This window comes from Leucobacter chromiiresistens, assembly GCF_900102345.1.
Lineage (GTDB): Bacteria > Actinomycetota > Actinomycetes > Actinomycetales > Microbacteriaceae > Leucobacter > Leucobacter chromiiresistens.
Map to the genome: position 1 here is coordinate 189,640 of NZ_FNKB01000002.1, position 24,954 is coordinate 214,593.

General features: G+C 71.0%; 24 protein-coding genes. 18 read left to right on the plus strand and 6 right to left on the minus strand.

Going from position 1 to position 24,954, the window contains the following annotated elements:
- Nucleotides 1-43: 43 nt before the first annotated feature.
- The gene (gene coaA / locus BLT44_RS13900; protein WP_010156433.1) at nucleotides 44-1,036 is read right to left on the minus strand and encodes a type I pantothenate kinase; all 993 of its coding nucleotides are present in this window, start codon (nucleotides 1,034-1,036) and stop codon (nucleotides 44-46) included.
- Nucleotides 1,037-1,068: 32 nt separating this feature from the next.
- Between coaA and glmS the strand changes: the two genes are divergently transcribed.
- The 7 genes from glmS to BLT44_RS13935 all read left to right on the plus strand — a co-directional run bounded on the left by glmS (nucleotide 1,069) and on the right by BLT44_RS13935 (nucleotide 6,773).
- Nucleotides 1,069-2,919, plus strand: a complete 1,851-nt coding sequence (glmS, locus tag BLT44_RS13905; protein ID WP_010156434.1) for a glutamine--fructose-6-phosphate transaminase (isomerizing) — start codon at nucleotides 1,069-1,071, stop codon at nucleotides 2,917-2,919.
- Between the two features lie 123 nt (nucleotides 2,920-3,042).
- Nucleotides 3,043-3,399: a holo-ACP synthase gene (locus BLT44_RS13910; RefSeq protein ID WP_010156435.1), complete on the plus strand. Its 357-nt coding sequence runs from the start codon at nucleotides 3,043-3,045 to the stop codon at nucleotides 3,397-3,399.
- The gene (tsaE, locus tag BLT44_RS13915; RefSeq protein ID WP_010156436.1) at nucleotides 3,396-3,908 is read left to right on the plus strand and encodes a tRNA (adenosine(37)-N6)-threonylcarbamoyltransferase complex ATPase subunit type 1 TsaE; all 513 of its coding nucleotides are present in this window, start codon (nucleotides 3,396-3,398) and stop codon (nucleotides 3,906-3,908) included. The genes BLT44_RS13910 and tsaE overlap by 4 nt, the downstream gene beginning before the upstream one ends.
- Nucleotides 3,905-4,567, plus strand: coding sequence for a tRNA (adenosine(37)-N6)-threonylcarbamoyltransferase complex dimerization subunit type 1 TsaB (gene tsaB, locus BLT44_RS15995; RefSeq protein ID WP_244887493.1), 663 nt, complete (start codon nucleotides 3,905-3,907; stop codon nucleotides 4,565-4,567). Before tsaE ends, tsaB begins: the two co-directional genes overlap by 4 nt.
- Nucleotides 4,564-5,067 (plus strand): ribosomal protein S18-alanine N-acetyltransferase, encoded by a 504-nt coding sequence (gene rimI, locus BLT44_RS16000; protein WP_010156439.1) that lies wholly within the window; start codon nucleotides 4,564-4,566, stop codon nucleotides 5,065-5,067. Before tsaB ends, rimI begins: the two co-directional genes overlap by 4 nt.
- Nucleotides 5,064-6,146, plus strand: coding sequence for a tRNA (adenosine(37)-N6)-threonylcarbamoyltransferase complex transferase subunit TsaD (gene tsaD / locus BLT44_RS13930; protein ID WP_010156440.1), 1,083 nt, complete (start codon nucleotides 5,064-5,066; stop codon nucleotides 6,144-6,146). The genes rimI and tsaD overlap by 4 nt, the downstream gene beginning before the upstream one ends.
- A gap of 126 nt (nucleotides 6,147-6,272) precedes the next feature.
- Nucleotides 6,273-6,773, plus strand: coding sequence for a DUF4190 domain-containing protein (locus BLT44_RS13935; RefSeq protein ID WP_010156441.1), 501 nt, complete (start codon nucleotides 6,273-6,275; stop codon nucleotides 6,771-6,773).
- A gap of 80 nt (nucleotides 6,774-6,853) precedes the next feature.
- Here the strand turns inward: BLT44_RS13935 and BLT44_RS13940 are convergent, their stop codons facing one another.
- Together BLT44_RS13940 and BLT44_RS13945 are read right to left on the minus strand one after the other, a co-directional pair.
- On the minus strand, nucleotides 6,854-8,095 hold the full coding sequence (locus BLT44_RS13940; RefSeq protein WP_010156442.1) for a THUMP-like domain-containing protein: 1,242 nt from the start codon (nucleotides 8,093-8,095) through the stop codon (nucleotides 6,854-6,856).
- Complete coding sequence (locus BLT44_RS13945; protein ID WP_010156443.1) at nucleotides 8,092-8,577, minus strand: DUF4190 domain-containing protein; 486 nt, start codon at nucleotides 8,575-8,577, stop codon at nucleotides 8,092-8,094. Before BLT44_RS13945 ends, BLT44_RS13940 begins: the two co-directional genes overlap by 4 nt.
- A 253-nt stretch (nucleotides 8,578-8,830) precedes the next feature.
- Between BLT44_RS13945 and groES the strand changes: the two genes are divergently transcribed.
- The 7 genes from groES (at nucleotide 8,831) to guaA (ending at nucleotide 15,971) form a co-directional block, all read left to right on the plus strand.
- Nucleotides 8,831-9,127, plus strand: coding sequence for a co-chaperone GroES (gene groES / locus BLT44_RS13950; RefSeq protein WP_010156444.1), 297 nt, complete (start codon nucleotides 8,831-8,833; stop codon nucleotides 9,125-9,127).
- Between the two features lie 91 nt (nucleotides 9,128-9,218).
- Nucleotides 9,219-10,142, plus strand: coding sequence for an EamA family transporter RarD (gene rarD / locus BLT44_RS13955; protein ID WP_010156445.1), 924 nt, complete (start codon nucleotides 9,219-9,221; stop codon nucleotides 10,140-10,142).
- 75 nt (nucleotides 10,143-10,217) lie between these two features.
- Nucleotides 10,218-11,720, plus strand: a complete 1,503-nt coding sequence (gene guaB / locus BLT44_RS13960) for an IMP dehydrogenase (protein ID WP_010156446.1) — start codon at nucleotides 10,218-10,220, stop codon at nucleotides 11,718-11,720.
- Nucleotides 11,721-11,832: 112 nt separating this feature from the next.
- The gene (locus tag BLT44_RS13965) at nucleotides 11,833-12,954 is read left to right on the plus strand and encodes a GuaB3 family IMP dehydrogenase-related protein (protein ID WP_010156447.1); all 1,122 of its coding nucleotides are present in this window, start codon (nucleotides 11,833-11,835) and stop codon (nucleotides 12,952-12,954) included.
- Between the two features lie 10 nt (nucleotides 12,955-12,964).
- Nucleotides 12,965-13,813, plus strand: coding sequence for an SURF1 family cytochrome oxidase biogenesis protein (locus tag BLT44_RS13970; RefSeq protein ID WP_143026165.1), 849 nt, complete (start codon nucleotides 12,965-12,967; stop codon nucleotides 13,811-13,813).
- Nucleotides 13,814-13,869: 56 nt separating this feature from the next.
- Nucleotides 13,870-14,379, plus strand: coding sequence for a DUF3817 domain-containing protein (locus BLT44_RS13975; protein WP_010156449.1), 510 nt, complete (start codon nucleotides 13,870-13,872; stop codon nucleotides 14,377-14,379).
- Between the two features lie 8 nt (nucleotides 14,380-14,387).
- Nucleotides 14,388-15,971 carry a glutamine-hydrolyzing GMP synthase gene (gene guaA / locus BLT44_RS13980; protein WP_029608235.1) on the plus strand — a complete coding sequence of 528 codons (1,584 nt, stop codon included), beginning with the start codon at nucleotides 14,388-14,390 and terminating at the stop codon, nucleotides 15,969-15,971.
- 304 nt (nucleotides 15,972-16,275) lie between these two features.
- Here guaA and BLT44_RS13985 read toward each other — a convergent pair whose 3' ends face one another.
- Complete coding sequence (locus BLT44_RS13985; protein ID WP_010156452.1) at nucleotides 16,276-17,103, minus strand: Bax inhibitor-1/YccA family protein; 828 nt, start codon at nucleotides 17,101-17,103, stop codon at nucleotides 16,276-16,278.
- A gap of 124 nt (nucleotides 17,104-17,227) precedes the next feature.
- Here BLT44_RS13985 and BLT44_RS13990 point away from each other — a divergent pair, with 124 nt between their 5' ends.
- Complete coding sequence (locus BLT44_RS13990) at nucleotides 17,228-18,280, plus strand: glycerophosphodiester phosphodiesterase family protein (RefSeq protein WP_010156453.1); 1,053 nt, start codon at nucleotides 17,228-17,230, stop codon at nucleotides 18,278-18,280.
- Between the two features lie 82 nt (nucleotides 18,281-18,362).
- Here the strand turns inward: BLT44_RS13990 and BLT44_RS13995 are convergent, their stop codons facing one another.
- The gene (locus BLT44_RS13995) at nucleotides 18,363-19,379 is read right to left on the minus strand and encodes an asparaginase (protein ID WP_074690420.1); all 1,017 of its coding nucleotides are present in this window, start codon (nucleotides 19,377-19,379) and stop codon (nucleotides 18,363-18,365) included.
- A gap of 89 nt (nucleotides 19,380-19,468) precedes the next feature.
- Here BLT44_RS13995 and BLT44_RS14000 point away from each other — a divergent pair, with 89 nt between their 5' ends.
- On the plus strand, nucleotides 19,469-22,042 hold the full coding sequence (locus BLT44_RS14000) for an ATP-dependent helicase (protein ID WP_010156456.1): 2,574 nt from the start codon (nucleotides 19,469-19,471) through the stop codon (nucleotides 22,040-22,042).
- A gap of 49 nt (nucleotides 22,043-22,091) precedes the next feature.
- Here the strand turns inward: BLT44_RS14000 and BLT44_RS14005 are convergent, their stop codons facing one another.
- Nucleotides 22,092-22,721 carry a TetR/AcrR family transcriptional regulator gene (locus BLT44_RS14005; RefSeq protein ID WP_010156457.1) on the minus strand — a complete coding sequence of 210 codons (630 nt, stop codon included), beginning with the start codon at nucleotides 22,719-22,721 and terminating at the stop codon, nucleotides 22,092-22,094.
- 225 nt (nucleotides 22,722-22,946) lie between these two features.
- Between BLT44_RS14005 and BLT44_RS14010 the strand changes: the two genes are divergently transcribed.
- Together BLT44_RS14010 and BLT44_RS14015 are read left to right on the plus strand one after the other, a co-directional pair.
- The gene (locus BLT44_RS14010; protein ID WP_010156458.1) at nucleotides 22,947-23,906 is read left to right on the plus strand and encodes a GGDEF domain-containing protein; all 960 of its coding nucleotides are present in this window, start codon (nucleotides 22,947-22,949) and stop codon (nucleotides 23,904-23,906) included.
- On the plus strand, nucleotides 23,899-24,930 hold the full coding sequence (locus tag BLT44_RS14015; protein ID WP_010156459.1) for a GGDEF domain-containing protein: 1,032 nt from the start codon (nucleotides 23,899-23,901) through the stop codon (nucleotides 24,928-24,930). Before BLT44_RS14010 ends, BLT44_RS14015 begins: the two co-directional genes overlap by 8 nt.
- Nucleotides 24,931-24,954 lie beyond the last annotated feature (24 nt).

Below are 24,954 nucleotides of genomic sequence, written 5' to 3' on the forward strand. Positions count from 1 at the left end.
ACGCCCCGCGCCGCGCCTTCGGGTGCCGCGCGGGGCGTTCTGCTCAGAGCTTGCGGAGCAGCACCTTCTGCACGCGGTGATCCGACTCCTTGCGCAGCACCAGGCTCGCGCGCGCCCGGGTGGGGCGGATGTTCTCGACCAGGTTCGGCTCGTTGATGTGCGTCCAGAACTCATCGGCGATCGCGAGCGCCGCGTCGTCGTCGATGGTGGCGAACCGGCGGAAGTGCGACGAGGGATCGGCGAACGCGCTCTCGCGGAGCTTCAGGAACCGCTGCCGGTACCAGCGCTGAATGTCGGATGAGCGCGCGTCGACGTACACGGAGAAGTCGAAGAGGTCGCTGACGGCGAGCGGGTGCGCCATCGAGGCCGGCTGCAGCACGTTCAGCCCCTCGACGATCAGGATGTCGGGGCGGCGCACCACCGTGTACTCGCCGGGCACGATGTCGTACACGATATGGCTGTAGTGCGGCGCGCGCACCTCGTCGACGCCGGCCTTCACCTGCGAGACGAACCGCAGCAGGCTGCGGCGGTCGTACGATTCGGGGAAGCCCTTGCGATGCGTGATGCCACGGCGCTCGAGCTCGGCGGCCGGGTAGAGGAATCCGTCGGTGGTGACGAGTTCGACGCGCGGCGTCTCGGGCCACCGGGCGAGCAGGTCGCGGAGAATGCGCGCGACGGTCGACTTGCCCACCGCGACCGAGCCCGCGATCCCGATGACGAACGGGCTCTGCCGCTCGTCGCCCCGCTGCAGGAACCCCCGCGTGCGCTGGTGCATCTCGCGGGCGGCGATCGCGTACTGGTTGATCAGGCGGCTGAGCGGCCGGTAGACCTCGGACACCTCGGCGAGGTCGAGCGGTTCGCCGAGCCCGCGGAAGGCGGCGATCTCGCCCTCGCTGAGCGGCATGGGCGTCTCGCCGGCGAGCCGGGCCCACTCATCGCGGTCGATCTCCGTGAACGGGGAGGTGAACTCGGGGCGGACGAGCGCGTGCGTGTCGGTGGATACCGCGGCGCCGGCCGTGGAGGTGTTCTGGGTCATCGTGCATCAATGGTGCCACTAAACTAAGCACCATGTGTGGAATCGTTGGATATGTCGGCCCGAACGACACGGTCGAGGTACTGCTGAACGGGCTGCGACGGCTGGAGTACCGCGGCTACGACTCCGCGGGCGTCGCGGTCGTCGATACGACGGGAGCGCTGTCGGTGCGGAAGCGCTCCGGCAAGCTGGCACGGCTGGAGGACCTGCTCGAGGCAAGCCCGCTCGACGCGTCGGGCACGGGCATCGGGCACACCCGCTGGGCGACGCACGGCGGTCCCACCGATGTCAACGCGCACCCGCACCTCGGCGACGAGGGCAAGCTCGCGGTGATCCACAACGGCATCGTGGAGAACTTCGCCGAGCTGCGCACGGAGGTCGAGGCGGCGGGGGTCGAGCTGCTGAGCGAGACCGACACCGAGGTGGTCGCGGCGCTGCTCGGGCTCGAGGTGGCCCGGCAGGGCGATCTCGAGTCGGCGTTCCGCTCCGTGGTCGCCCGCCTGCACGGCACGTTCACGCTGCTCGCGATGCACCGGGACGCTCCGGACACGGTGCTCGCGGCGCGCCACCATTCGCCGCTCGTGATCGGTCTCGGGGACGGCGAGAACTTCCTCGGATCCGACGTCGCGGCGTTCGTCTCCTTCACGAAGCGCGCCGTCGCCGTCGAGGAGGACAGCATCGCGATCATCACGCCTGCAGAGGTGCGCGTGACCGACTTCGCCGGCAGCACGATCGAGTTCGAGGAGTTCGAAGTCGAGTGGGATGCCGACGCCTCCGACAAGGGCGGCTGGTCGTCGTTCATGGCGAAGGAGATCAACGAGCAGGCGGACGCCGTCGGCAACACGCTGCGCGGGCGCGTCTCGGGGGCCGGCGTCGAGATTCCCGAGCTCACGGCGCTCGGCGACGATCGCCTCCGGGGCATCGACCGCATCATCATCATCGCCTGCGGCACGGCGTCGTACGCCGGGCAGGTGGGGTCGTACGCGCTGGAGCAGTGGGCGCGCGTGCCCGTCGAGGTGCAGCTGAGCCACGAGTTCCGCTACCGCGATCCCGTGCTCTCCGACCGCACGCTGGTGATCTCGGTCAGCCAGTCGGGCGAGACCATGGACACGCTGATGGCCGTCAAGTACGCCATCGAGCGCGGCGTCACGACGATCTCGGTGTGCAACACGCAGAGCGCGACCATTCCGCGCGAGTCGGACGCGGCGGTGTACACGCACGCCGGTCCCGAGGTGGCGGTCGCGTCGACGAAGGCGTTCGTCGCGCAGATCACGGCGATCTACCTCATCGGTCTGCACCTCGCGCGAGTGCGCGGCACGCTCTCCGCCGAGGATCAGGCGCAGGCGGTCGAGCAGTTCGAGGCCCTCCCGGCGAAGGTCGCCGAGGCGATCGAGACGCGCGATCAGATCGCTCAGCTCGCGCACTGGATGGCCGACACCCGTTCGGTGCTGTTCCTGGGCCGACACGTGGGCTACCCCATCGCTCTCGAGGGCGCGCTGAAGCTGAAGGAGATCGCCTACATCCACGCCGAGGGCTTCGCCGCGGGTGAGCTCAAGCACGGCCCGATCGCGCTGATCGATCACGGTCAGCCGGTGTTCGTGCTGGTGCCGAGCCCGCGCACCTCGCCGATCATGCACTCGAAGGTGGTCTCCAACATCCAGGAGATCCGCGCCCGCGGCGCCCGCGTCATCGCGGTCGTGGAGAAGGGCGACACGGCGGTGCTCCCGTACGCCGACGACGTGGTGCGCCTGCCCCTCGCCGACACGCTCTTCGAGCCGCTGCTGCAGGTCATTCCGCTGCAGTGGTTCGCGCTCGAGCTGTCGACGGCGAAGGGACTCGACGTCGATCAGCCGCGCAACCTCGCGAAGTCGGTCACGGTCGAATAGCCCGGTCGAACAGTCCGGTCGAAGAGCCCGGTCGAGGAGCCCGCTCGAGCGCGCGGGTCGGGTGATCGGGGCAGGGTGCCAGGTGGAGCCGGGGCGGTGTCGTCTCGGGTCGGGAGGAGTGCGATGATTCTCGGAATCGGCGTCGACACGGTCGATGTCGCTCGGTTCGAGCGCACGCTCGACCGCACGCCCCGTCTGCGCGAGCGCCTGTTCGCACCGGCCGAGAGCGAGCGGCCGATGCGCTCGCTCGCCGGCCGCTTCGCCGCGAAGGAGGCGCTCATCAAAGCGCTCGGCGGCTCGGACGGGCTGGGCTGGCACGACATGGAGATCCGTCGCGAGTCGGATCGGCGGCCGTCGTTCGCGCGCACGGAGCGGCTGCTCACGGTGCTCGGGAGCGCGGGCGCCGCGATGCCCCATCTCTCCGTGACGCACGACGGCGGGGTCGCGACCGCGTTCGTCGTCGTGGAGGTCGCGCCGTGAGTGCGGAGCCGAGCGTCGAGGAGCTGCACTGGGCGCCGGATCCCGAGACCATGGGCGAGCTCGGCGTGCGCCTGGGGCGGGTGCTGCGCGCGGGCGACCTCGTGATCCTCACCGGGCCGCTCGGGGCCGGGAAGACGACGCTGACCCGCGGCATCGGCGAGGGGCTGGGCGTGCGCGGGCCGGTGCAGAGCCCGACGTTCGTGCTCGCGAGAACGCATCCGTCGCTCGTCGGCGGCGCCCCGCTGGTGCACGTCGACGCGTATCGCCTCGGCGGCCCGGACGAGCTGGACGACCTGGACCTCGACTTCGATGGGTCGGTGGTGGTCACCGAGTGGGGTGCGGGGATCGTCGACACGCGCGCCGACTGGTTGGAGATCGTGATCGAACGGCCCGTCGGCGCCGCGGAGAACGCTGAAGACGCGGATGACTGGTCGGACGCGCTCGTCGAGCCGCGGCGCATCACCATTGCGGGACACGGGCCGCGCTGGGCGGAAGGGGTACTGGAGTGAGCACGACTGCCGAGCTGTTCTCGACCGCGTGCGACACCGGAGACCACGTGCTGCTCGCCATCGATACGGCGATCGGCACGACGGTGGCGCTCGGGGCCGCGGGTCGCGTGCACGTCGCGGTCAGCGACGATCCGCGCGGGCACGCCGAGGCCATCGGCAGCCTGCTCGACGAGGTCTTCCGCGCGGCCGATGCGGCGCCGTCCCGGGTGAGCGGCGTCGTCGCGGGGATCGGCCCGGGCCCGTTCACCGGGCTCCGCGTCGGGATCGCGGCCGCGCATGCGTTCGCGCTGGGGCGGGGGGTGCCGCTGCTGCCGGTGCCGGGGCACGCGGCGGTGGCGCTCGACGCCTGCGAGGGCGGCGCGACCGGGCCGCTGCGCGTCGTGCAGGATGCCCGTCGCCGCGAGCTGTTCGTCACGGAGTTCGCCGGGCTCGACGACGCGGGCCTGCCCGTGGTCTCGGCGGGGCCGCTGCTGGTCGCGCGATCCGAGTACGTCGAGCAGGGCGGCGATCTCTGGCCCGAGCGGATTCCGGGGGCCGCGCTGGTGCGTCTCGCTGTTCGCTCGCTCGAGGCGGGCCGGCCGTTCGCGGACGACCGGGCGCTGTACCTCCGCGCCCCCGACGTCGCCCAGCCGGGCGCGCCCAAGCGGGTGTCGACGTGAGCGGTGCCGCTGCGATTCCGGTGCTGCGCTCGGCGGTCGCGGAGGACCTCGACGCGGTGTGGGCGCTCGAGAGCTCGGTGTTCGCGCGAGACGCGTGGAGCCGATCGATGCTGCAGGAGGAGCTCGCGGGTGAGCACCGCGACTACCGCGTCCTCGTCGACGACGCCGGGGTCGTGGTCGGGTACGCGGGGCTCCTCGCGGTCGGCCCCGAAGCCGACATTCAGACGATCGCGGTGCACCCGTCGTTGCGGGGGCGGGGCCAGGGCCGACGGCTCATGCGCGCGCTGCTCGCTCGTGCCGACGAACGGGGAGTGCGGGAGGTGTTCCTCGAGGTGCGCGCCGACAACCCGGTGGCGCACGGTCTGTACGCATCGCTGGGGTTCGAGGACATCGGGGTGCGGCCGCGCTACTACCAGCCCGACGGCGTCGATGCGGTGGTGATGCGGCGGGCGCTGCCCGCGCAGCCGGTGCGGGCGACGGCAGAGGAGGATCAGCAATGACCACGACCGAACCGCTCGTGCTCGGCATCGAGACGAGCTGCGATGAGACGGGCGTCGGCATCGTGCGGGGGCGCACCCTGCTCGCCAACGCCATCGCGTCGTCGATGGACGAGCACGCGCGCTACGGCGGCGTCGTGCCCGAGGTCGCCGCGCGAGCGCACCTCGAGGCGATGACGCCGACGATCGAGCGGGCGCTCGCCGACGCCGGCGTCGCGCTGATCGATCTCGACGCCATCGCCGTCACGTCGGGGCCGGGGCTCGCGGGCGCTCTCATGGTCGGCGTCTCTGCGGCGAAGGCGCTGGCCGTCTCGCTCGGCACACCGCTGTACGCGGTGAACCACCTGGTCGGCCACGTCGGCGCCGATCTGCTGCACGGCGACGGGCTCAGGGGCGCGGTCGGAGCGGTCGGCGAGCTCGAACTGCCGACGGTGGCGCTGCTCGTGTCGGGCGGGCACACCTCGCTGCTGCTCGTGCGCGACCTCGTCTCCGACGTCGAGCTGCTCGGCGAGACCATCGACGACGCGGCGGGGGAGGCGTTCGACAAGGTCGCCCGGCTCCTCGGGCTGCCGTACCCGGGCGGGCCCGAGATCGATCGGGTGGCGGCCGAGGGCGATCCGCAGGCGATCCGCTTCCCCCGCGGGCTCACCCTCCCGAAAGACCTCGAGCGCCACCGCTACGACTTCTCGTTCTCGGGCTTGAAGACCTCGGTGGCGCGATGGGTGGAGAAGCGCCGGGCTTCGGGCGACCCCGTTCCGGTGGCCGATGTCGCGGCGAGTTTCCGCGAGGCGGTCGCCGACGTGCTGCTCACCAAGGCGCTCGCCGCGTGCCGCGATCTCGGGGTGCCGAGGCTGCTGCTCGGAGGGGGAGTGGTGGCCAACGCCCGCGTGCGGGAGCTCGCAGCGGAGCGCGCGTCGGCGGCGGGCGTCGACCTGCGGGTGCCCCCGCTGTCACTGTGCACCGACAACGGGGCGATGATCGCGTCGCTCGGAGCCCAGCTCGTCGCGAGTGGGCATGCGCCGTCGGGCCTCGCATTCGGCGCAGATTCGACCCTCCCGGTGCAGCAGGTGCAGATGCACTGACGCGGGAGGCGTCTGTCAAGGCCGCGCCCGGAACCGTCGAAATGCTCCCATCCGTCGAAGCTGAACGTTATCTTTGAAGGGCGAATGGGGGAACACGCCTCATCGACGTTCGATCGAAGGAGAATCATGTCCGACAATCTGCCTGGCAACGACCACCAGTCGAACCCGGTGCCGCCTCCGCCCGCGCCCTCCAGCGCTCCGAACGCGCAGGCCGCCCCGAACGCGCATGCGGCGCCGAGCGCGCCCCCGTACACCGGATCGCCGGCGTACGCCGGTGGGCCTGCACAGCCGAAGGGGCTGGCGCTCACGGCGCTGATCCTCGGCATTCTGAGCCTCATCTTCTGCTGGGTGCCGATCGCGGGCGCCGTCGGCGGCATCGTCGCCCTGGTGCTGGGCATCCTGGCGCTGCGGAAGGCGCAGCCGAAGGGTCTCGCGCTGACGGGTCTGATCACGGGAGCCGTGGCGGCGGTCATCGGCATCATCGTCACGATCCTCTTCTTTGTCGGGCTGAGCCTGCTCGGGGGCTCGATCGACGATGCGCAGCAGGCCGTCGAGGCCTGCCAGTCGGGCGCCGAGACGGTCGAGATCGCCGGGCAGACCGTGTCCTGCTCCAACCTGGACTACTGACCTGCGGCAGATCGCCGATCACGACGACGGGCCCGGGAGCTTCCGCTCCCGGGCCCGTCGTCGTCGCGCGGGGCGCTGCGTCAGCAGCGCTCCGCGAGCAGGGTGATGTGCTTGCCCGCCGCGTCGCGGGTGAGGATCAGCGTGGCGCCCTGCGAACCGCTCAGTCTGAGCCGTTTGCGCAGCGCGGCGGGGTCGACGTCGACACCCCGCTTCTTGATCTCGAGGCGGCCGATGCCCCGCGCGGCGAGGGCCCGGCGCAGGTCCTTCTCGCGGGCGGGGAGGGCGTCGACGACGCGGAAGGCCTGCGCGAACGGCGTCTCGGCGTACGTGTCGCCGGTGAGGTAGGCGATGCCCGGGCTCAGCATGCCGGCCTGGATGCGCTCGCCCAGGGCGCCGATGAGCCGCGCCCGGATCACGGCGCCGTCGGGTTCGTAGACGTACGCGCCGATGGAACGGACGTCGACATCGGGTGCGTCAGCCGCCGCCGTCATCTCGTGCTGCTCTCCGCCGCGGTGGACGAGGGCGGCGCGGGCGACGCCCGGCCGTGCGAGAGCGCCGAACCAGAGCGCCGTCTCGACCACCTGGCCGTCGACGGAGACCCACTGCGCCTCGGCGGTGTCGGGGATGAGTTCGCGGTCGAGGCCGGGGCCGAGCTTCAAGCCGGTCGGCAGGCGCTCGCCCACGGCGTAGGCGAGATGCAGCGAGGGGGAGTAGTCGTCGGGGGACGCGATGCGGCGCGTATCGCTGTGCCCCGCGGTGCGCCGTGCGGGGTCGAGGAAGGCGCCGTCGACCTGCGCGAGGTCGAATGCGGCGGCGTCGCCGATCGACACCTCGGGCGCCGGTGCTTTGCGGGCCCCGGCGACGAGCCGCAGGTTGTGCGCGGCGATGCGCGCGGTGAACGGGTCGAGCTCGACCGGAGCCGGCGCGATGCCGTGCGTCAGCAGCGCGATCGATTCGGTGCCGATGCCGCACCCGAGGTCGGCGACCCGGGTGCACCCGGCGTCCCGGAAGCGTGCGGCGTGCCCGTTCGCGACCGCGATCCTCGTGGCCTGCTCGAGGCCGGCCGCGGTGAAGAGCATCTCGCGGGCGAGGTCGCCGAACTTCGCGCGCGCCCGCTCTCGGAGTCGCGCCTGGGTGAGGAGCGCGGCGACCGCTTCGGGGGCGTGCCCGGCCGAGCGCAGTTCGCGCCCGACCCTCTCGCTCGTCGCGCCGGAGTCGAGGGCGGCGCAGACGTCGCGCAGAGCGGCGATGCCCGCGTCGCCGAGCAGATGCTCCCAGCCCGGGAGCGGCTCGGTCGACGCGCGCCCGCCCGCCGCACTCAATACGACGAGTAGGAGTCGAACCCCGACATCGAACTGCCGACCGCCGCGAAGATGGTGAAGAGGAAGCCGATGTAGAGCACGATGAAGAGGGCGAGCAGCACGAAGTACGCGTAGCTGATGATGAGCCCGGTCAGCGCGATGCCGCGACCGGCGTCGCCCGTTCGCTTGATCTGGCTGAGGCCCATGTGCCCGAACACGATGCCCGCGATGGGGCTCAGGAAGGCGAAGATGATGGAGAGGAACGCGAAGGTGTTCGTCTTGTCGAGGGTCGTGCCCGTCGGCACCGCGGCGAAGCGCTGCGACTCGTAGCCGTTCGGCTCGTAGCCCTGCTGGGGCTGGTAGGCCGGGGGCTGCGGTGCGCCGGCCGGAGCCTGCGGTGCGCCGGCGGGCGGCTGCGGGGGAGTCTGCTGGCCGTAGGCGGCCTCCTGGTCGAGGTGCGGCAGCGGAGTGGTGGGCTGCTCGGGGTACTGCGGCGTGGACATGGCTCCTCCATCGGTGTGCGTCGGATCGTGCGGGATGCACGGGTCGGGGGCCGTGCGGACGTCCCGTCGGGGGTGCCGGTGCAGGCCGTCGCTCCATTCTAGGCACGCCGCCCTGTTCGCTGTCGGCGATTCCCCACCGCCGCGTTGGCACTCCCCTTGCACGAGTGCCAACGCGCGTCCTAGACTCTGGAGTAGACGCGCTCGCATGGGGCGGGCGTGGAATCGCACTTCAGACATTGGAAAGAGGTCAACCGTGTCGGTCGCCATCAAGCCGCTCGAGGATCGTATCGTTATCAAGCAGGTCGAGGCAGAGCAGACCACCGCTTCCGGTCTCGTGATCCCCGACAGCGCCAAGGAGAAGCCCCAGGAGGGCGAAGTCGTCGCAGTCGGCCCGGGCCGCGTCTCCGACTCCGGCACGCGCATCCCGCTCGACGTCGCCACCGGCGACATCGTGATCTACTCGAAGTTCGGCGGCACCGAGGTCAAGGTCGGCGGCGACGACTACCTCGTCCTGTCGGCTCGCGACATCCTCGCAGTCGTCACCCGCTAACCGCGGAGCTCTCCCAGCGGCCCCGCCGATCCCTCGAGGATCGGCGGGGCCGCTGTCGTACTCGGCCGCCCGACGGGAGTAGACTGCTCCGATGCGTCGATCACGTGCGGGACTCGGATTCGGTCTCGGAGCGTATCTCTGGTGGGGCGCGTTCCCCTTCTACTTCGGCCTGATCGCGATGGTCGGGCCGCTCGAAGTCGTGCCGTGGCGGGTGGCCACCACGCTCGTCTTCTGCCTGCTGCTCGTCACCGCGACCCGCGGGTGGGGGCGGGTGGCCGCGATCCTGCGCACCCCGCGGCTGCTCGGGTGGTTCGCGCTCTCCGCACTCTTCCTGTACGCGAACTGGCAGATCTTCGTCATCGGCGTGATGACCGGGCACGTGCTCGAGACCGCGCTCGGCTACTTCATCAACCCGCTCTTCACGATCCTGATCGGCGTCGTATTCCGCAAGGAGCGCCTCAGCCGTCTGCAGTGGATCGCCGTCGCCGTAGCGGGCGTGGGGGTGCTGATCGCGGCGATCGCGTACGGGTCGTTCCCGTGGATCGCACTCGGCATCGCGCTCTCCTTCGGCCTCTACGGTGCGGTGCACAAGCACGCGGGCGAGTCCGTCGACGGCATCACGGGGCTCACCGTGGAGACGTTCGCGACGCTGCCCGTCGCGGCGGTGCAGCTCGTCGTCATCGCCGCCACCTCCGGGCTCACCGCGTTCACGTTCGGGCCGGGCGTCACGGCGCTCGTGCTGCTCAGCGGCATCGTCACCGCGATCCCGCTGATCCTCTTCGGCGAGGCCACGCGGCGCCTACCGCTCGCCCACATCGGCTTCCTCCAGTTCCTCACCCCGATCCTCGGGTTCTTCTACGGGGCGCTCGTCACCCACGAGGAGATCACGACGGGGCGCTGGATCGGTTTCATCGGCGTCTGGATCGCGCTCGTCATCCTCATCGTCGACATGGTGCTGCAGCTGCGGCGTTCGCCGACGGCGCAGGTGAACACCGCCCCCATTCCCTTAGACTGAGAGACCGTACGGGCACCGCATCCCGGTCGCCCGCGAATCTCTGAGAGCCCCACCCCCGACACAGATAGAGGTTCCATGGAACAGCGTGACCCCTTCGCGTTCACCGGTCTGACCTACGACGATGTGCTGCTGCTCCCCGCGCACACCGACGTCATCCCCAGCGAGGCGGACACCTCGACCCAGCTCACACGGCGCATCCGCCTGCAGATCCCGCTGATCTCCGCGGCGATGGACACCGTGACCGAGACCCGCATGGCGGTCGCGATGGCCCGCAACGGCGGCCTCGGCATCCTGCACCGCAACCTGTCGATCCAGGATCAGGCCGAGATGGTCGACCGGGTGAAGCGCAGCGAGGCGGGCATGATCACGAACCCCGTCACCACCTCCGTCGACGCCTCGGTGGCCGAAGTCGACGCGATCTGCGGCGAGTACCGCGTGTCGGGTCTGCCGGTCGTCGACTCGAACGACGTGCTGCTCGGGATCATCACGAATCGCGACATGCGCTTCATCGACCCGAAGGACCGCTCCCAGGTGCGCGTCGAAGACGCGATGACGCGGATGCCGCTCATCACGGGCCCCCGCGGCATCTCGCGTGAGGACGCGGCGGCGATCTTCCGCAAGCACAAGATCGAGAAGCTGCCCCTCGTCGACGGCGAGGGCCGCCTCACCGGCCTCATCACGGTGAAGGACTTCGACAAGGAGGAGCAGTACCCCCTCGCGACGAAGGACGATGCGGGGCGCCTACGCGTCGGCGCAGCGGTCGGCTTCTTCGGCGATGCGTGGAAGCGGGCCGGATCGCTCGTCGAGGCGGGCGTCGACGTGCTCGTCGTCGACACGGCGAACGGCGACAGCAAGGGCGTGCTCGACATAATCGCCAAGATCAGGGCCGACCCCGCGTTCGCGGGCGTGGACGTCATCGGCGGCAACGTCGCGACCTACGCCGGTGCGAAGGCCATCGTCGAGGCGGGCGCCGACGCCGTGAAGGTGGGCGTCGGACCGGGCTCGATCTGCACGACGCGTGTCATCGCGGGCGTCGGGGTGCCGCAGGTCACCGCGGTGTACGAAGCCGCGAAGGCGGCGACCCCCGCGGGCGTTCCGGTGATCGCCGACGGCGGGCTGCAGCACTCGGGCGACATCGCGAAGGCGCTCGTCGCAGGCGCATCGTCCGTGATGATGGGATCGCTGCTCGCCGGCACCGACGAGAGCCCCGGCGACCTGGTCTTCGTGGGCGGCAAGCAGTTCAAGAACTACCGGGGCATGGGCTCGCTCGGCGCGCTGCAGACCCGCGGAGAGCGCACGTCGTACTCGAAGGACCGCTACTTCCAGGCCGACGTGCCGAGCGACGAGAAGCTGATCCCCGAGGGCATCGAGGGTCAGGTGCCCTACCGCGGGCCCGTGGGTGCGGTCAGCCACCAGATGATCGGCGGGCTGCGGCAGTCGATGTTCTACGTCGGGGCGCGCTCGATCGCAGACCTCAAGGAGCGCGGCAACTTCGTGCGCATCACGTCGGCGGGTCTCAAGGAGTCGCACCCGCACGACGTGCAGATGGTCGTGGAGGCGCCGAACTACAAGCGCTGACGATGCGCGTGAGGGGCCCGGTTCGCATGCGAACCGGGCCCCTCGTGCGTCCGGGTGCGCGCGCGACCTGCCGCGCTCGCTGCGCTCAGCCGCCTCCGGATAGACTGGGCGGGTGAGTAACGAGATCGAGATCGGCCGCGGCAAGCGTGCACGTCGCGTGTACACCTTCGACGAGATCGGCATCGTGCCGACGCGTCGCACCCGAGACCCCGAGCTCGTCTCGACCGCGTGGACGATCGACGCCTTCCAGTTCGACATCCCCGTGCTCGGCGCGCCGATGGATTCGGTCATGTCGCCCGCGGCGGCGATCGCCCTCGGTCGGCTGGGCGGCCTCGGCGTGCTCAACCTCGAGGGGCTCTGGACCCGTCACGAGAACCCCGAGCCGCTCCTCGCGGAGCTCGCGGGCATCGACGACGAGGTCGCCGCCGTGGCGCGGATGCGCGAGCTGTACGCGGCTCCGATCCGGGCCGAGCTCATCACCGAGCGCCTCAGCGAGATCCGCGAGGCGGGCGTGACCGTCGCCGGCGCCCTGTCGCCGCACCGCACGGCGCAGTTCACCGAGACGGTGGTGAACGCCGGCGTCGACCTCTTCGTGATCCGCGGCAACACCGTGTCGGCCGAGCACGTCTCGCAGGAGGGGCGCGAGCCGCTCAACCTCAAGGAGTTCATCTACGAGCTCGACGTCCCCGTCATCGTGGGCGGAGCGGCGACCTACCAGTCGGCCCTCCACCTCATGCGCACGGGAGCGGCCGGCGTGCTCGTCGGCTTCGGGGGCGGCGCATCGTCGACCACCCGCGTCACCCTCGGCATCCGCGCGCCCATGGCGAGCGCCATCGCCGACGTCGCCGGCGCCCGCTCCGACTACCTGGACGAGTCGGGCGGCCGCTACGTGCACGTGATCGCCGATGGCGGTCTCGGCACCTCGGGCGATCTCATCAAGGCCATCGCCTGCGGCGCGGATGCGGTGATGCTCGGCACGGCCCTCGCCAAGTCGTCCGAGGCCCCGGGCCGCGGCTGGCACTGGGGCCAGGAGGCGCACCACGAGGATCTGCCGCGCGGTCGCCGGGTGCAGGTCGGATCCGTCGCGCCGCTCGCGGAGATCGTGAACGGCCCGGCCAATGTCGCCGATGGCAGCGCGAACCTCATCGGCGCGCTGCGCCGCGCGATGGCGACCACGGGCTACTCCGAGCTCAAGGAGTTCCAGCGCGTCGGCGTCGTGTACGCCGAGCGCTGAGTCGCGACCCATGTCGCCGCGTAGAGTCGAATACCTGGGGGAGCCGACGCTCGCCCAGGTGATGCGCCGACCGAGCTGGATTCTGGCACTCCTCCTGGCGCTCGGCATCGCCGTCGCGTTCGCCGCGCTCGCGCAGTGGCAGGCGGGGATCGCGGTGCAGTCGCAGCAGCAGGAGCAGGTCGACACCGAGTCGGAGCGCTCCCTCGCGAGCGTGACCTCGTTCGAGCAGGGCGTCACCGATGCGGGAGCCGGCGTCGTCGTGCGGCTGGGAGGCCGCTTCGTCGTCGACGACTTCTCGGTGGTGGCCCCCCGTGAGAACGGCGGCGCCACGGGGGCGTGGGTCGTGGGGAACGTCGTGACCGACGGGCCCGACGCGGAGCCGGGCGCGCACCTCGCCGTCGCGGTCGGCTGGGCGGCCACCGTCGCCGACGCCGAGCGCGCGGCCGATGCGCTGGCCGCCGAGCAGGCCGCCGCCGACGCCCGGGAGATCACCGGACGGTACATGCCCCCGGAAGGCCCCCGAGTGCCCGACGCCGATGAGGATCCGCTCACGCTGCGCGCCATGTCGCCCGCTGCGCTCGCGAACATCTGGAGCGCCGTCGACGGCCCCGTCTACTCGGGATACCTGGTGCTGCACGACGACTCGGGATCCGCCCCACTGCTCGACGCGGCGGGCCTCGCCCCGATCGATTCCGTGGCGCCGCTGCCCGCGGACGCCGTGAACTGGCTGAACGTCTTCTACGCGCTCGAGTGGCTCGTATTCGGCGGCTTCGCCATCTTCTTCTGGTACCGCCTCGCACGCGACGCCTGGGAGAAGGAGCACGAGATGCTCCTGCTCGAGGCGGAGGCCGACGCCTGATCCCTCACTCGGCGCACCGGTCTCGGGCGCCGTCAGCCCGCCGTAGAATGGACACCATGCAGCTGCAGCCCAAGCCCGCCGACTACCCGCGCATTCGGAAAGCACTGAGCTTCTACAAGGTGACCTCGGTGATCACGGGCGTCATGCTGCTGATGCTCTGCGCGGTCATGGTGATGAAGTACGCCTTCAACGTGCAGCTCTTCCTCTTCACCGACGACGGGTTCGCGCACTTCTACGAACTCGCGCCCGAGGGCATCGAGTCCGACTTCCAGGCGAGCGGGTTCGACCTGTTCAAGGCGATCCTCATCGCTCACGGATGGTTCTACGTCGTGTACCTCGTCTCCGACTTCCTCCTGTGGAGCCCGATGCGCTGGGGCTTCCTGAAGTTCCTGCTCATCGCGCTGGGCGGCGTCATCCCCTTCATGTCGTTCTTCCTCGAAGCCCGCATCGTGCGCGAGGTCAACGGCTTCCTCGACTCCCGCGAGGGCGCGCTCGCGTCCGACGCCTCGACCCCACCCTCCGCGGCCTCAGCCGCGACGACTTCGAAAGGCTCCCTGAAGCGATAATGGCGACACTGTCTGAACAGCCGGAAACGGACCACCGACCGGTTCTCGTGGTCGACTTCGGCGCGCAGTACGCGCAGCTCATCGCGCGCCGCGTGCGCGAGGCCGGCGTGTACTCCGAGCTCGTGCCCCACACCATCACCGCGGCGGAAGTGCAGGCCCGCAACCCGCTCGGCATCGTGCTCTCGGGCGGACCCTCGTCCGTGTACGAGGAGGGTGCGCCCGCCTTCGACCCGAGCGTGTTCGACCTCGGCATCCCCGTGCTCGGCATCTGCTACGGCTTTCAGGTCATGGCGCGCGCGCTCGGCGGCACGGTCGGCAACACCGGTGACCGCGAGTACGGCGCCACCCACGCAGAGCTCGTCGGCGACGGCGGGGCGATCCTCGGCGGGCAGCCCGCCGAGCAGAACGTGTGGATGAGCCACGGCGACGCCGTGCAGGCCGCGCCCGACGGGTTCGAGGTGCTCGCGAAGACCGCGGTCACCCCGGTCGCCGCCTTCGGCTCCGCCGAGCGCCGCCTCTACGGCGTGCAGTGGCACCCCGAGGTGAAGCACTCGGACCACGGCCAGCGGATCCTCGAGAACTTCCTCCACCACGTCGCCGGCATCGAGCCCGACTGGAACGCGGGCAACGTCATCGCCGAGCAGATCGCGCGCATCCGCGAGCAGGTCGGCAGCGCGCGAGTCATCTCCGCGCTCTCCGGCGGTGTCGACTCGGCCGTCTCGACCGCGCTCGTGCACGAGGCCATCGGCGACCAGCTGACCGCCGTGTTCGTCGACCACGGTCTGCTGCGCAAGGGGGAGCGCGAGCAGGTCGAGCAGGACTACGTCCAGTCGACCGGCGTGCGGCTCGTCACCGTGGAAGCCGCCGACACCTTCCTCGGCCACCTCGCGGGGGTGACGGACCCGGAGCAGAAGCGCAAGATCATCGGCCGCGAGTTCATCCGCGCGTTCGAGCAGGTGCAGCGCGACCTCGTCGCCGAGGCGAAGGCCGAGGGGGAGCCCATCAAGTTCCTCGTGCAGGGCACGCTCTACCCCGACGTGGTCGAGTCGGGCGGCGGATCGGGCACCGCGAACATCAAGTCGCACCACAACGTCGGGGGCCTGCCCGAGGATCTCGACTTCGAGCTCATCGAGCCGCTCCGCGCCCTCTTCAAGGACGAGGTGCGGGCCATCGGTCGCGAACTCGGCATCCCCGAGGCGATCGTCGGGCGTCAGCCGTTCCCCGGCCCCGGGCTCGGCATCCGCATCGTCGGCGAGGTCACCCGCGAGCGTCTCGAGGTGCTGCGCGAGGCCGACGCGATCGCGCGCGAGGAGCTCACGATCGCGGGTCTCGACAACACGATCTGGCAGTGCCCGGTCGTGCTGCTCGCCGATGTGCGCTCCGTGGGCGTGCAGGGAGACGGACGCACCTACGGTCACCCGATCGTGCTGCGCCCGGTCTCGTCGGAGGACGCCATGACGGCGGACTGGACGCGCGTGCCGTACGACGTGCTGGCCCGCATCTCGAACCGCATCACGAACCAGGTGCCGGAGGTCAACCGAGTGGTGCTCGACGTCACGTCGAAGCCCCCGGGGACGATCGAGTGGGAGTAGCGGAAAGCCCGGCTTCGGCCGGGCTTTTCCGTTGCTGCGCTCGGCGGTCGCCGGGCGCCACCGGCGGATCGTGCCTTCCCGCTGAGCCCCCGTCGACTCGCCGAACTCCTAGTTCGTGGACGGGCGTTCGGCCAGGGGTTCGGCGGGCCGGCGGGGGTTCGGCAGGCCGGCAGGGGTTCGGCGGGACGGCAGGGGTTCGGCGGGCCGGCAGGGGTTCGGCGGGCCGGCGGCGGAGTGGCGCGGACGGCGGACGCAGAAACGGGCCCGGCGCCGAAGCGCCGAGCCCGTCTCCGTGCACTGCCTGTCAGTCGCTGCCGCGCAGGATGGCGAGGATGCGGAGGATCTCGACGTACAGCCAGATCAGCGTGACCATGAGGCCGAATGCGGCCGACCAGGCCCACTTCTCGGGCACGCGGTTCTGCACGCCGTTCTGGATGAGCTCGAAGTCCATCACGAGCGAGTAGGAGGCGAGCAGCACGGCGAACGCGCCGATCGCCAGCCCGAGCCACCCGCTGCGCAGGCCCCAGGGATCGTCGTTCACGCCGGTGAGCATGAGCACGACGTTGACGAGCGAGAACGCGAGGTAGCCGAAGATGGAGACCATGAAGATCTTGTTCAGCTTCGGGCTGGTGCGCACCTTGCCGCTGCGGAAGAGGATCAGCACGACGGCGAACACGGCGAGCGTGCCGATGATCGCCTGCGAGACGATGCCCGACCACTGCGACTCGAAGACGCCCGAGATGCCGCCGAGGAAGACGCCCTGGAAGACGGCGTAGAGCACGATGAGCGGAACACTCGGCTGCTTCTTGAAGGCGTTGACGAGGCCGAGCACGAGGCCGCCGATGGCGGCGGGGAGCGCGAGCCCCGGCAGCTGCCAGCCGACGGCGCCGAATGCGAGCACGATGACGAAGAGCAGGATAGTCTTCGAGATCGTGTTCTCGAACGTCATCGGCTTGTCGGACGGGGCGACCGGCGGGTGCTGGACGCCGCCGTAGGAAGCCTCGGACGCCGGGACGTCGATGCCGGGCCGCTGCGTCTGCGCGGCGGGCTGATCGTAGATGCGGCGCAGCTCATCCGCGCTGAGCGTCTTACCGTTGAGTGCGGGATTGTTGCTGAGAGCGGGGTTGCTCATGCGTCGGGATCCTTTCCAGGCGTATGGGTCTGATCCAGTGTATCGAGGGGGCGCTTCGGATCGGCTGTGACTTCCGGACGGCGTGCAGTGCCCGTCGGCGCCCCTGCTCGCCTAGGCTGAGGGCATGGTCAGCCCCGCACGCCGCCCGCTCGTCATCGGTCACCGGGGGGCGTCGGGCTACCGCCCCGAGCACACGGCGTCGGCGTATCGCCTCGCCTGCGAGATGGGCGCCGACCTCGTCGAACCCGATGTCGTCGCGACGCGCGACGGGGTGCTCGTGGTGCGGCACGAGAACGAGATCTCGGGCACCACGGATGTGGCCGATCGCCCGCACTTCGTCGACCGGCGCACGACGAAGACCGTCGACGGCGAGCTGCTGACGGGCTGGTTCACCGAGGACTTCACCTGGGAGGAGCTGGCGACGCTCGGCAGTCGGGAGCGTCTGCCGGGTATTCGGCCCGAGAACGCGCGGTTCGACGGGGCCGAGGGGATCCTGCGCCTGCGAGACGTGCTCGCCATCGTCGACGAGCGGAGCGCGGCCCTCGACCGCCCGATCGGGGTGGTCGTGGAGGTGAAGCACGCGCGCTTCTTCGAGGATCGCGGCTTCGACCTCGCCGAGATGCTGCGCGCCGAGCTCGCCGCGTGCGGCTGGGCGGATCGCCGGAGACGACTCGTGATCGAGTCGTTCGAGCTCGGCGTGCTCGACCGCCTGCGGGCCTCCGGGGTGCGGGCGGAGATCGTCTTCCTCGCGGAGCGGCTCGGATCGCCGGCCGACGAGCCCGTCGGCGACGCCCCCGCCCGCGACTACGCGTGGTATCGCGGCGATGCCGGTCTCGACCTCCTGGCCGGCCGGGTCGACGGCATCAGCGTCGCGAAGGCCGACCTGCTGCGCGTGGACGCGCTCGGTGAGGCGGTCGGGACGACGAGTCTCGTGGAGCGGGCGCACGCGCGCGGGCTGCGGGTGTACACCTGGACCCTGCGCCCCGAGAACCGCTTCCTGAACCCCGCGTTCCGGCGCGCGTCGCCGGGAGGGGAGGGGGACGACGGCGGGGCGGCGCCCGAGCAGTGGGGCGATTGGCGCGGAGAGTTCGCGATGATCGCGGGCTCAGGCGTCGACGGGGTCTTCGTCGATCACCCCGATCTGGGAGCCGCGATCCGGGACGGCGCGACGGCCTGACCCGGGCGCGGGCGCGTCGGGCCGCTGAGGCGGGCCGGTCGGCGGTGCCGTTCGGCGGTGCGGATCAGCCTCGCCCGTCGATTCAGGCGACTGCGACCGTGCGCTCGCCGACGAGGTTCTGCAGCATGAGGTCGCGGATCTCGGCGTGACCGTGCCCGCGGTCGACGAGGAAGCCGAGCTTGCCCATGGCGGACTCGAGCGTCATGTCGCCGCCGTCGATCGCCCCGGCCGCCGCGAGCTCCCGGCCGACCGCGTACCGGCCGAGGTCGACCCCGCCCGTCGCGCACTGGGTGACGGCCACCACGGGCAGCGCGGCGCACAGCTCCCGGAGGGTGCCGAGCATGCCGGGCCGCGCCATCGGGCCGTTGCCGCTGCCGTAGCACTCGAGCACGAGACCGTGCGGGCCCCCGCCCACCGATGCGCGCAGATCGTCGGCGGTGACCGCGGGTACGAACCGGAACGCGAGCACGCGCGCGGGCGCTGCCGGCGCGGCGTCGGCGGACCCGGCCGGGGCCGGGGGCACGCCGAGGCCGCCCGGAGCGGGCGGAAGCTCCGCACGGAAGGCCGAGAGCGCGATGCTGTCGTGCTTGGTCGCCCGCACGGCCGGGAGCAGCTCGCCGCCGAAGGCGATGGCCGCCGGCGAACCCGGCGCCGCCTTCACCGCGGCTCGGATGGCGAGGGTCAGGTTGCCGATCGCGTCGGAGCCGGCCTCTCCGTGGGCGAGCTGGCTGCCGGTGACGACCACCGGGACGCCGAGGTCGCCGAGCTCGAAGGCGAGCCGCGCCGCCGTGTACGCCAGCGTGTCGGTGCCGTGCGTGATGACCACGCCGCGGGGGCGCTGCGTGCGCACGCGGGCGCGAACGGCGCGGGCGATCTTCGGGGCGGTATCGGCGTCGGCGTTCGCGCTGTCGATGGCGGGGGAGAGGTGGTTGACACGGGCCTCGACGCCGAGCGGCAGGCAGATGCGCGCGACGAGGTCTTCGAGGATATCGGGGAACTCGGGGTCGGGGGCGAGGCCGCTGTCGGTGCGACGCATGCCGATCGTTCCTCCGGTGGCGAAGACGAGCACGGAGGGGCGCCGAGGGGCGGGGGATGACATGACGTCTATTCTCCGGTATCCGGGACCGGCCACCGTACGCCCCGGCCGACGCGTCGAATGTCGGGGGCGCCTCGTAGACTGGGCGCACGATGAGCGACTTCGAACTTCTCGACCCTTCAGGGCTTCCGATCGGCGGCGGATCCGCCGCGCACGGCGCGGGCGACGACCCGCTGGTCGACGGTCTCAACCCCGCGCAGGCGCGTGCGGTGACGACCCGCGGCCCGGCGCTGCTGATCGTGGCGGGCGCAGGGTCGGGCAAGACCCGCGTGCTCACCCACCGCATCGCCCATCTCATCCGCGGGCGCGAGGCGTGGCCGAGCCAGATCCTCGCCATCACCTTCACGAACAAGGCCGCCGCCGAGATGCGCGAGCGCATCGAGGGCCTGCTGGGCGACGCGTCGCAGGGCATGTGGATCTCCACGTTCCACTCGGCATGCGTGCGCATCCTGCGCCGCGAGGCCGAGCGCTTCGGCTACGTCTCCGGCTTCACGATCTACGATTCGGCCGACTCGCGCGCGCTGCTGAAGCGCATCATCAAGGAGCTCGACGCCGACACGTACGGCTTTACGCCCGCGAACTCGGGTGCGAAGATCTCGAAGCTGAAGAACGAGCTCGTCGATGCGGCGACGCACGCGGCGACGATGAACGAGAACGATCCCCGGGAGCGGCTGTTCGTCGAGATCTTCCGCATGTACGAGCAGGAGCTCAAGCGCGCGAACGCGTTCGACTTCGACGACCTCATCGGGCAGACGGTGCACCTCTTCCGCGCGCACCCCGACGTCGCGGCGGTGTACCAGCGGCGCTTCCGCCACATCCTCGTCGACGAGTACCAGGACACGAACCACGCGCAGTACTCGCTCATCCGCGAACTCACCCGACCGGTCGAGGTCGAGGAGGTCGACCGGCTGGTGCCGCCGGCGCGCGCGAAGGAACTCGACGCCGCGGGCCGCATCCCGCCGGCGAGTCTCACGGTGGTGGGCGACTCGGACCAGTCGATCTACGCCTTTCGCGGAGCCGACATCCGCAACATCGTCGAGTTCGAGCGCGACTTCGCCGGCGCCGAGGTGGTGAAGCTCGAGCAGAACTACCGATCGACGCAGAACATCCTCTCCGCCGCGAACGCCGTGATCGGCAACAACTTCGATCGCCAGGAGAAGCACCTCTGGACCTCCGAGGGCGACGGCGAGCGCATCGTCGGGTTCACCGGCTACTCGCAGCACGACGAGGCCCGCTTCGTCGCCGAGGAGATCGAGGATCTGCACCGGGCGGGTCTCGCGTACAGCGACATCGCCGTGTTCTACCGCACCAACTCCCAGACGCGCGCGCTGGAGGAGCTGTTCATCAGATCGGCCATCCCCTATCGCGTGCTCGGCGGCACGAAGTTCTACGAGCGCGCCGAGGTGAAGGACGCGATGGCCTACCTCACGAGCATCGCGAACCCCTACGACCCGATCGCGTGGTCGCGCCTGCTCGGCGCGCCGAAGCGCGGGGTGGGGGCCATGGCCGAGGCCCACCTCGCCAACTTTCAGGAGGCGCAGGGCGTCTCCTTCCACGAGGCGATGCTCCGCGCCGAGGAGGTCACGGCGATCGGGCCGAAGATCCGAGCGACCGTGCGCGCGCTCGGCGAGATGCTGGTTCGGGCGTCGCGCATGGCCGTGGGAGGCGGAGCGACGGACGTCGCGGGCGAGGACGCCAAGCCAGCGCCCGTCGCCGACGTGATGAAGCTGGTGCTCGACGAGACCGACATGATCGAGAAGCTCCGGGCGAAGCGCGACCCGCAGGACGACGCGCGCGCCGAGAACCTCGAAGAGCTGCTCGCCGTGGCGCGCGAGTTCGACGTCAAACAGCCCGGAGCCGGACTGCTCGCCTTCCTGACCGAGGTGAGCCTCGTGGCGGCGGCGGACGACCTCGACGACTCCAGCGGCACGGTATCGCTCATGACGATGCACACCGCGAAGGGACTCGAGTTCAAGGCCGTGTTCATCACCGGCGTCGAGGAGGGGCTCCTGCCGCACCAGATGTCGGTCGACGAGATCGGAGGCATCAGCGAGGAGCGCCGGCTCATGTACGTCGGTATCACGCGAGCCCGCGAGCGCCTGTACCTCACCCTCGCCTCGACCCGCGCGACGTTCGGCGACGTCTCCGTCGCGATGCCGTCTCGGTTCCTGCAGGAGATCCCCGATGGCCTCATCGACTGGCGCCAGTCGCCGGGCGAGGTCACCGGTCGCGGCGGCACCGTGTCGCGCGCCCTCAACTCCCCGCGTGCGAGCGGCGGAGGCGGATCCTGGTCGCGCACCCGCAGCGACTCGGCAGTCACGTTCTCGGGCGGCGGCTCGGGCTCCGGCGCGGTGAGCGAGCCGGCGAGCGGCAACATGCAGTCCGCGCTCGACAAGTGGCGGGAGCGCAAGCGACTCGCGAAGGAGGCGCAGGCCTCGGGCGGCGGCTTCCCGAACCTCGTCGGCGGGTCGGTGCGCGACAACGGGGACCTCGAACTCGCGACCGGCGACCGCATCCGGCACGACGAGTACGGCGACGGGCGGGTCACCGGCATCTCCGGCGTCGGCACGAAGCGCATCGCCCACGTGGTGTTTGACACGGTGGGCGAGCGCAAGCTGCTCGTCAAGCTCGCGCCGATCGAGAAGGTCGAAGCGGCCGAGGAGTAGCGCGGCGCAGCGCGTGCTCGGGCGAGGAGCAGCCCGACGCAGCGCGCCGTCAGCCGAGCAGCGCGCGGAAGTCGTCGGCGATGCGGAGGAAGTCCGACTCCTCGGCGCTGACGTCGCCGCTCGCGGCAGTCCACTCCGTCATCTTCGCGGTCATCGCCCCGTGCACGAGGGCCAGTGCCAACGCGGACTCGCGCTCCGGCGAATCGAGCTTCGCATGCTCGGGGTGCGCGCGCAGCCAGGAGGTCGCGACGGCGCCGAGCTGATAGCCCGACTCCAGAATGGAGATCATCATCAGCCGCCCGGCCTCGTACTGCTCGGAGACGAGACGCATCCGATCCCGAGCGAGATCCGCATTGACGTTGCGGTGGCCGATCGCGGCGAACAGCAGCCGGAACAGTCCGAGCGGCAGATCGTCGGGGGTGCAGTCCAGCACCGAGAAGGCGGCCTCGCCGTCGGGGATCTCGATGGCGCGCCCCACGATGGCGTCGTCGCGCGAGGGGAAGTAGTTGAAGAAGGTGCTCCGGGAGATGTCCGCGCGCTCGCAGATGGCCTCCACGGTGACGTGCTCGACCCCGAGCTCCAGCGCGAGATGCACCGCCGACGACTCGATCGCGTTCTCGGTGCGCCGGCGCTTCCGCGCGCGCAGGCCCTCGGGGCGGTTCTCCTCGGCAGTGCTCACGTGACTTCTCTCCCGCTGCGCCGACTCGGACACCCGCCCCGGAGCGGGCGGGCGGCGGCCACAGCGCGATCGAGTGTATTCTCCATCGCTGAGAGAACGGAAGAGGCCGCCGCTCGGTGGGAGCGCTCGGGCGGCGCGCGTATGTACGGCGGGCGAGGAGATGTGTAGCCTGTATGCGGGCTGGTGGGAATTCGGGGCGGCACACGACGTCGGAAGGGGTGGAGTATGCCCTCGGCGACCGCGCTGCTGCGCAGGCACGATGCGCACTCGTGGTACGTGACCTTCGCGGGCGCACTCATGTCGCTCACCCTCGCGATCGACCTCATCTTCCACGTGAACATGACGCAGCCCTGGCTCAACTGGGTGCTGCTCGCGATCACCGTCAGCGGCGCGACGACGGCGCTCGTCATGGGCCGGCGGCTCCCGCGATGGGTCGGCATCACCGCCGTGCTCGTATTCCTGGCGGCGCAGGGGTACTTCCTGAGCCTCGCCGCCGATCCGCAGACCGTCGTCTCCGCCATGCAGCAGCTCCCCATCGTCGCCTTCTACCTCGGATGGTTCGTCCGCCCGCGGCTCGCCGGGCCGCTGATCGCGCTGAGCATCGCCGTGTTCGGCATCGTGTCGTTCACCAACCCGCTCTTCCACACGGAAGGGCGGATCGGCGCGCCGGTCGCCGTGCACGGACTGCTGAGCCTGCTCTTCTGCTACGTGGCGGGCAACTACCTCTGGCGGCGCGCGAAACGCGTCGAGGCCACCGACGCCCTCACCGGCGCTCTGCACCGCGCGCCGTTCGCCGAGCGCGCCGCCGCCCGACTGCAGCGCACGTCGGCACCGCTCAGCGTTCTCGCCATCGACTTCGACGACTTCAAGCAGATCAACGACGCGCGCGGTCACGCCGCCGGCGACCTGGCCCTCGAATCGACGGTCGCCGCCTGGCGCATCGAGCTCCGCAGCGGCGACGTCGTCGGCCGGCTCGGCGGCGACGAGTTCGCGATCCTGCTCCCCGAGACGGAGCTCGCCGAGGCGAACGCCATCGCCGAGCGGCTGCACGCGACGTCGCCGCACCCGTGGTCGTGGGGCGCGAGCGAGTACGCCCCGGGCGACGACATCGCCGCGCTCCTGATGCGCGCCGACGCGGCGCTGTACCAGCAGAAGCGGAGCAAGCAGGAGGTCGACCGTGCGTGAGCGCCGCGCCAGAACCGTCCGGAGTGCGCTGCGCGACGCCTGGGAGCGCTTCAACCGCCGGCAGACCCCGTTCTCGTACACGAGTGCGGCGGTGCCGCTGCTGCTCGCCACTGTCTTCGTCTTCGATCTCCTGCTCCCGCACCCCCACCTCAACCGCTCGGCGGTCTCGCTGTGGCTCGCCTTCTATAGCATCGCCACGGTGCTGCCGCTGGCGCTCGGGCATCACTACCCGCGGTGGGCCGGGCTCATCGTATTCGCCGGCATCGAATCCCTCTCCACCTACTTCCTCCTCGCCTCGATCCACGTGCACGCCGAGATCAACGCGCTGCTCGAACTGCCGCTCATCGCGCTCTACATCGGCTGGTTCTACCCGGCCGCCCTCGGCCGTGCGCTCATCGCGTTCGGGGTCGTGCGGCTGCTCGCCATCCTCTTCCTGAACCCCGATCTCGGCGGCGGCGTGGCAGACCCGCGCATCATGATCGTGTACGCGATCCTCGTCGCGCTGTTCTGCTTCGAGGGGGCGCGCACCGTGCAGCGGCAGCTGCGCAAGGAGGCCTGTCTCGACTCCCTCACCGGAGCCCTGAACCGCAGGGGGCTGCACGATCTCGCCGGAGCGGTGCGGCGGCGCGCAGCCAGACGCGGCGAGCCGGTCACCGTCGCCATGCTCGACTTCGACGATTTCAAGGGCGTGAACGACGCCGGCGGCCATATCGCCGGAGACGCGGCGCTCTCGGCGAGCGTGAGCGCGTGGAACGAGCTCGTCGAGCGGCGCGGAGCGCACGCGCGGCACGGCGGGCTGGTCGCACGGCTCGGGGGAGACGAGTTCGCCCTCGTGCTCCGCGGCGACGCGGCATCGGTCGAGGATCGGCTGCGGCGCCTGCGCGCGAGCTCCGACTTCGCGTGGTCGTGGGGGATCGCGACGGCCGAGCCCGGGGAGACGCTCGACGCCGTGCTCGCCCGCGCCGACGCGGCCCTCTACCGTGCCAAGCCCGGCACCGGTCGGGGTTCGCCCATCGCGCGGTGATAGGCTGAGCCCCGGTCGAGTTAC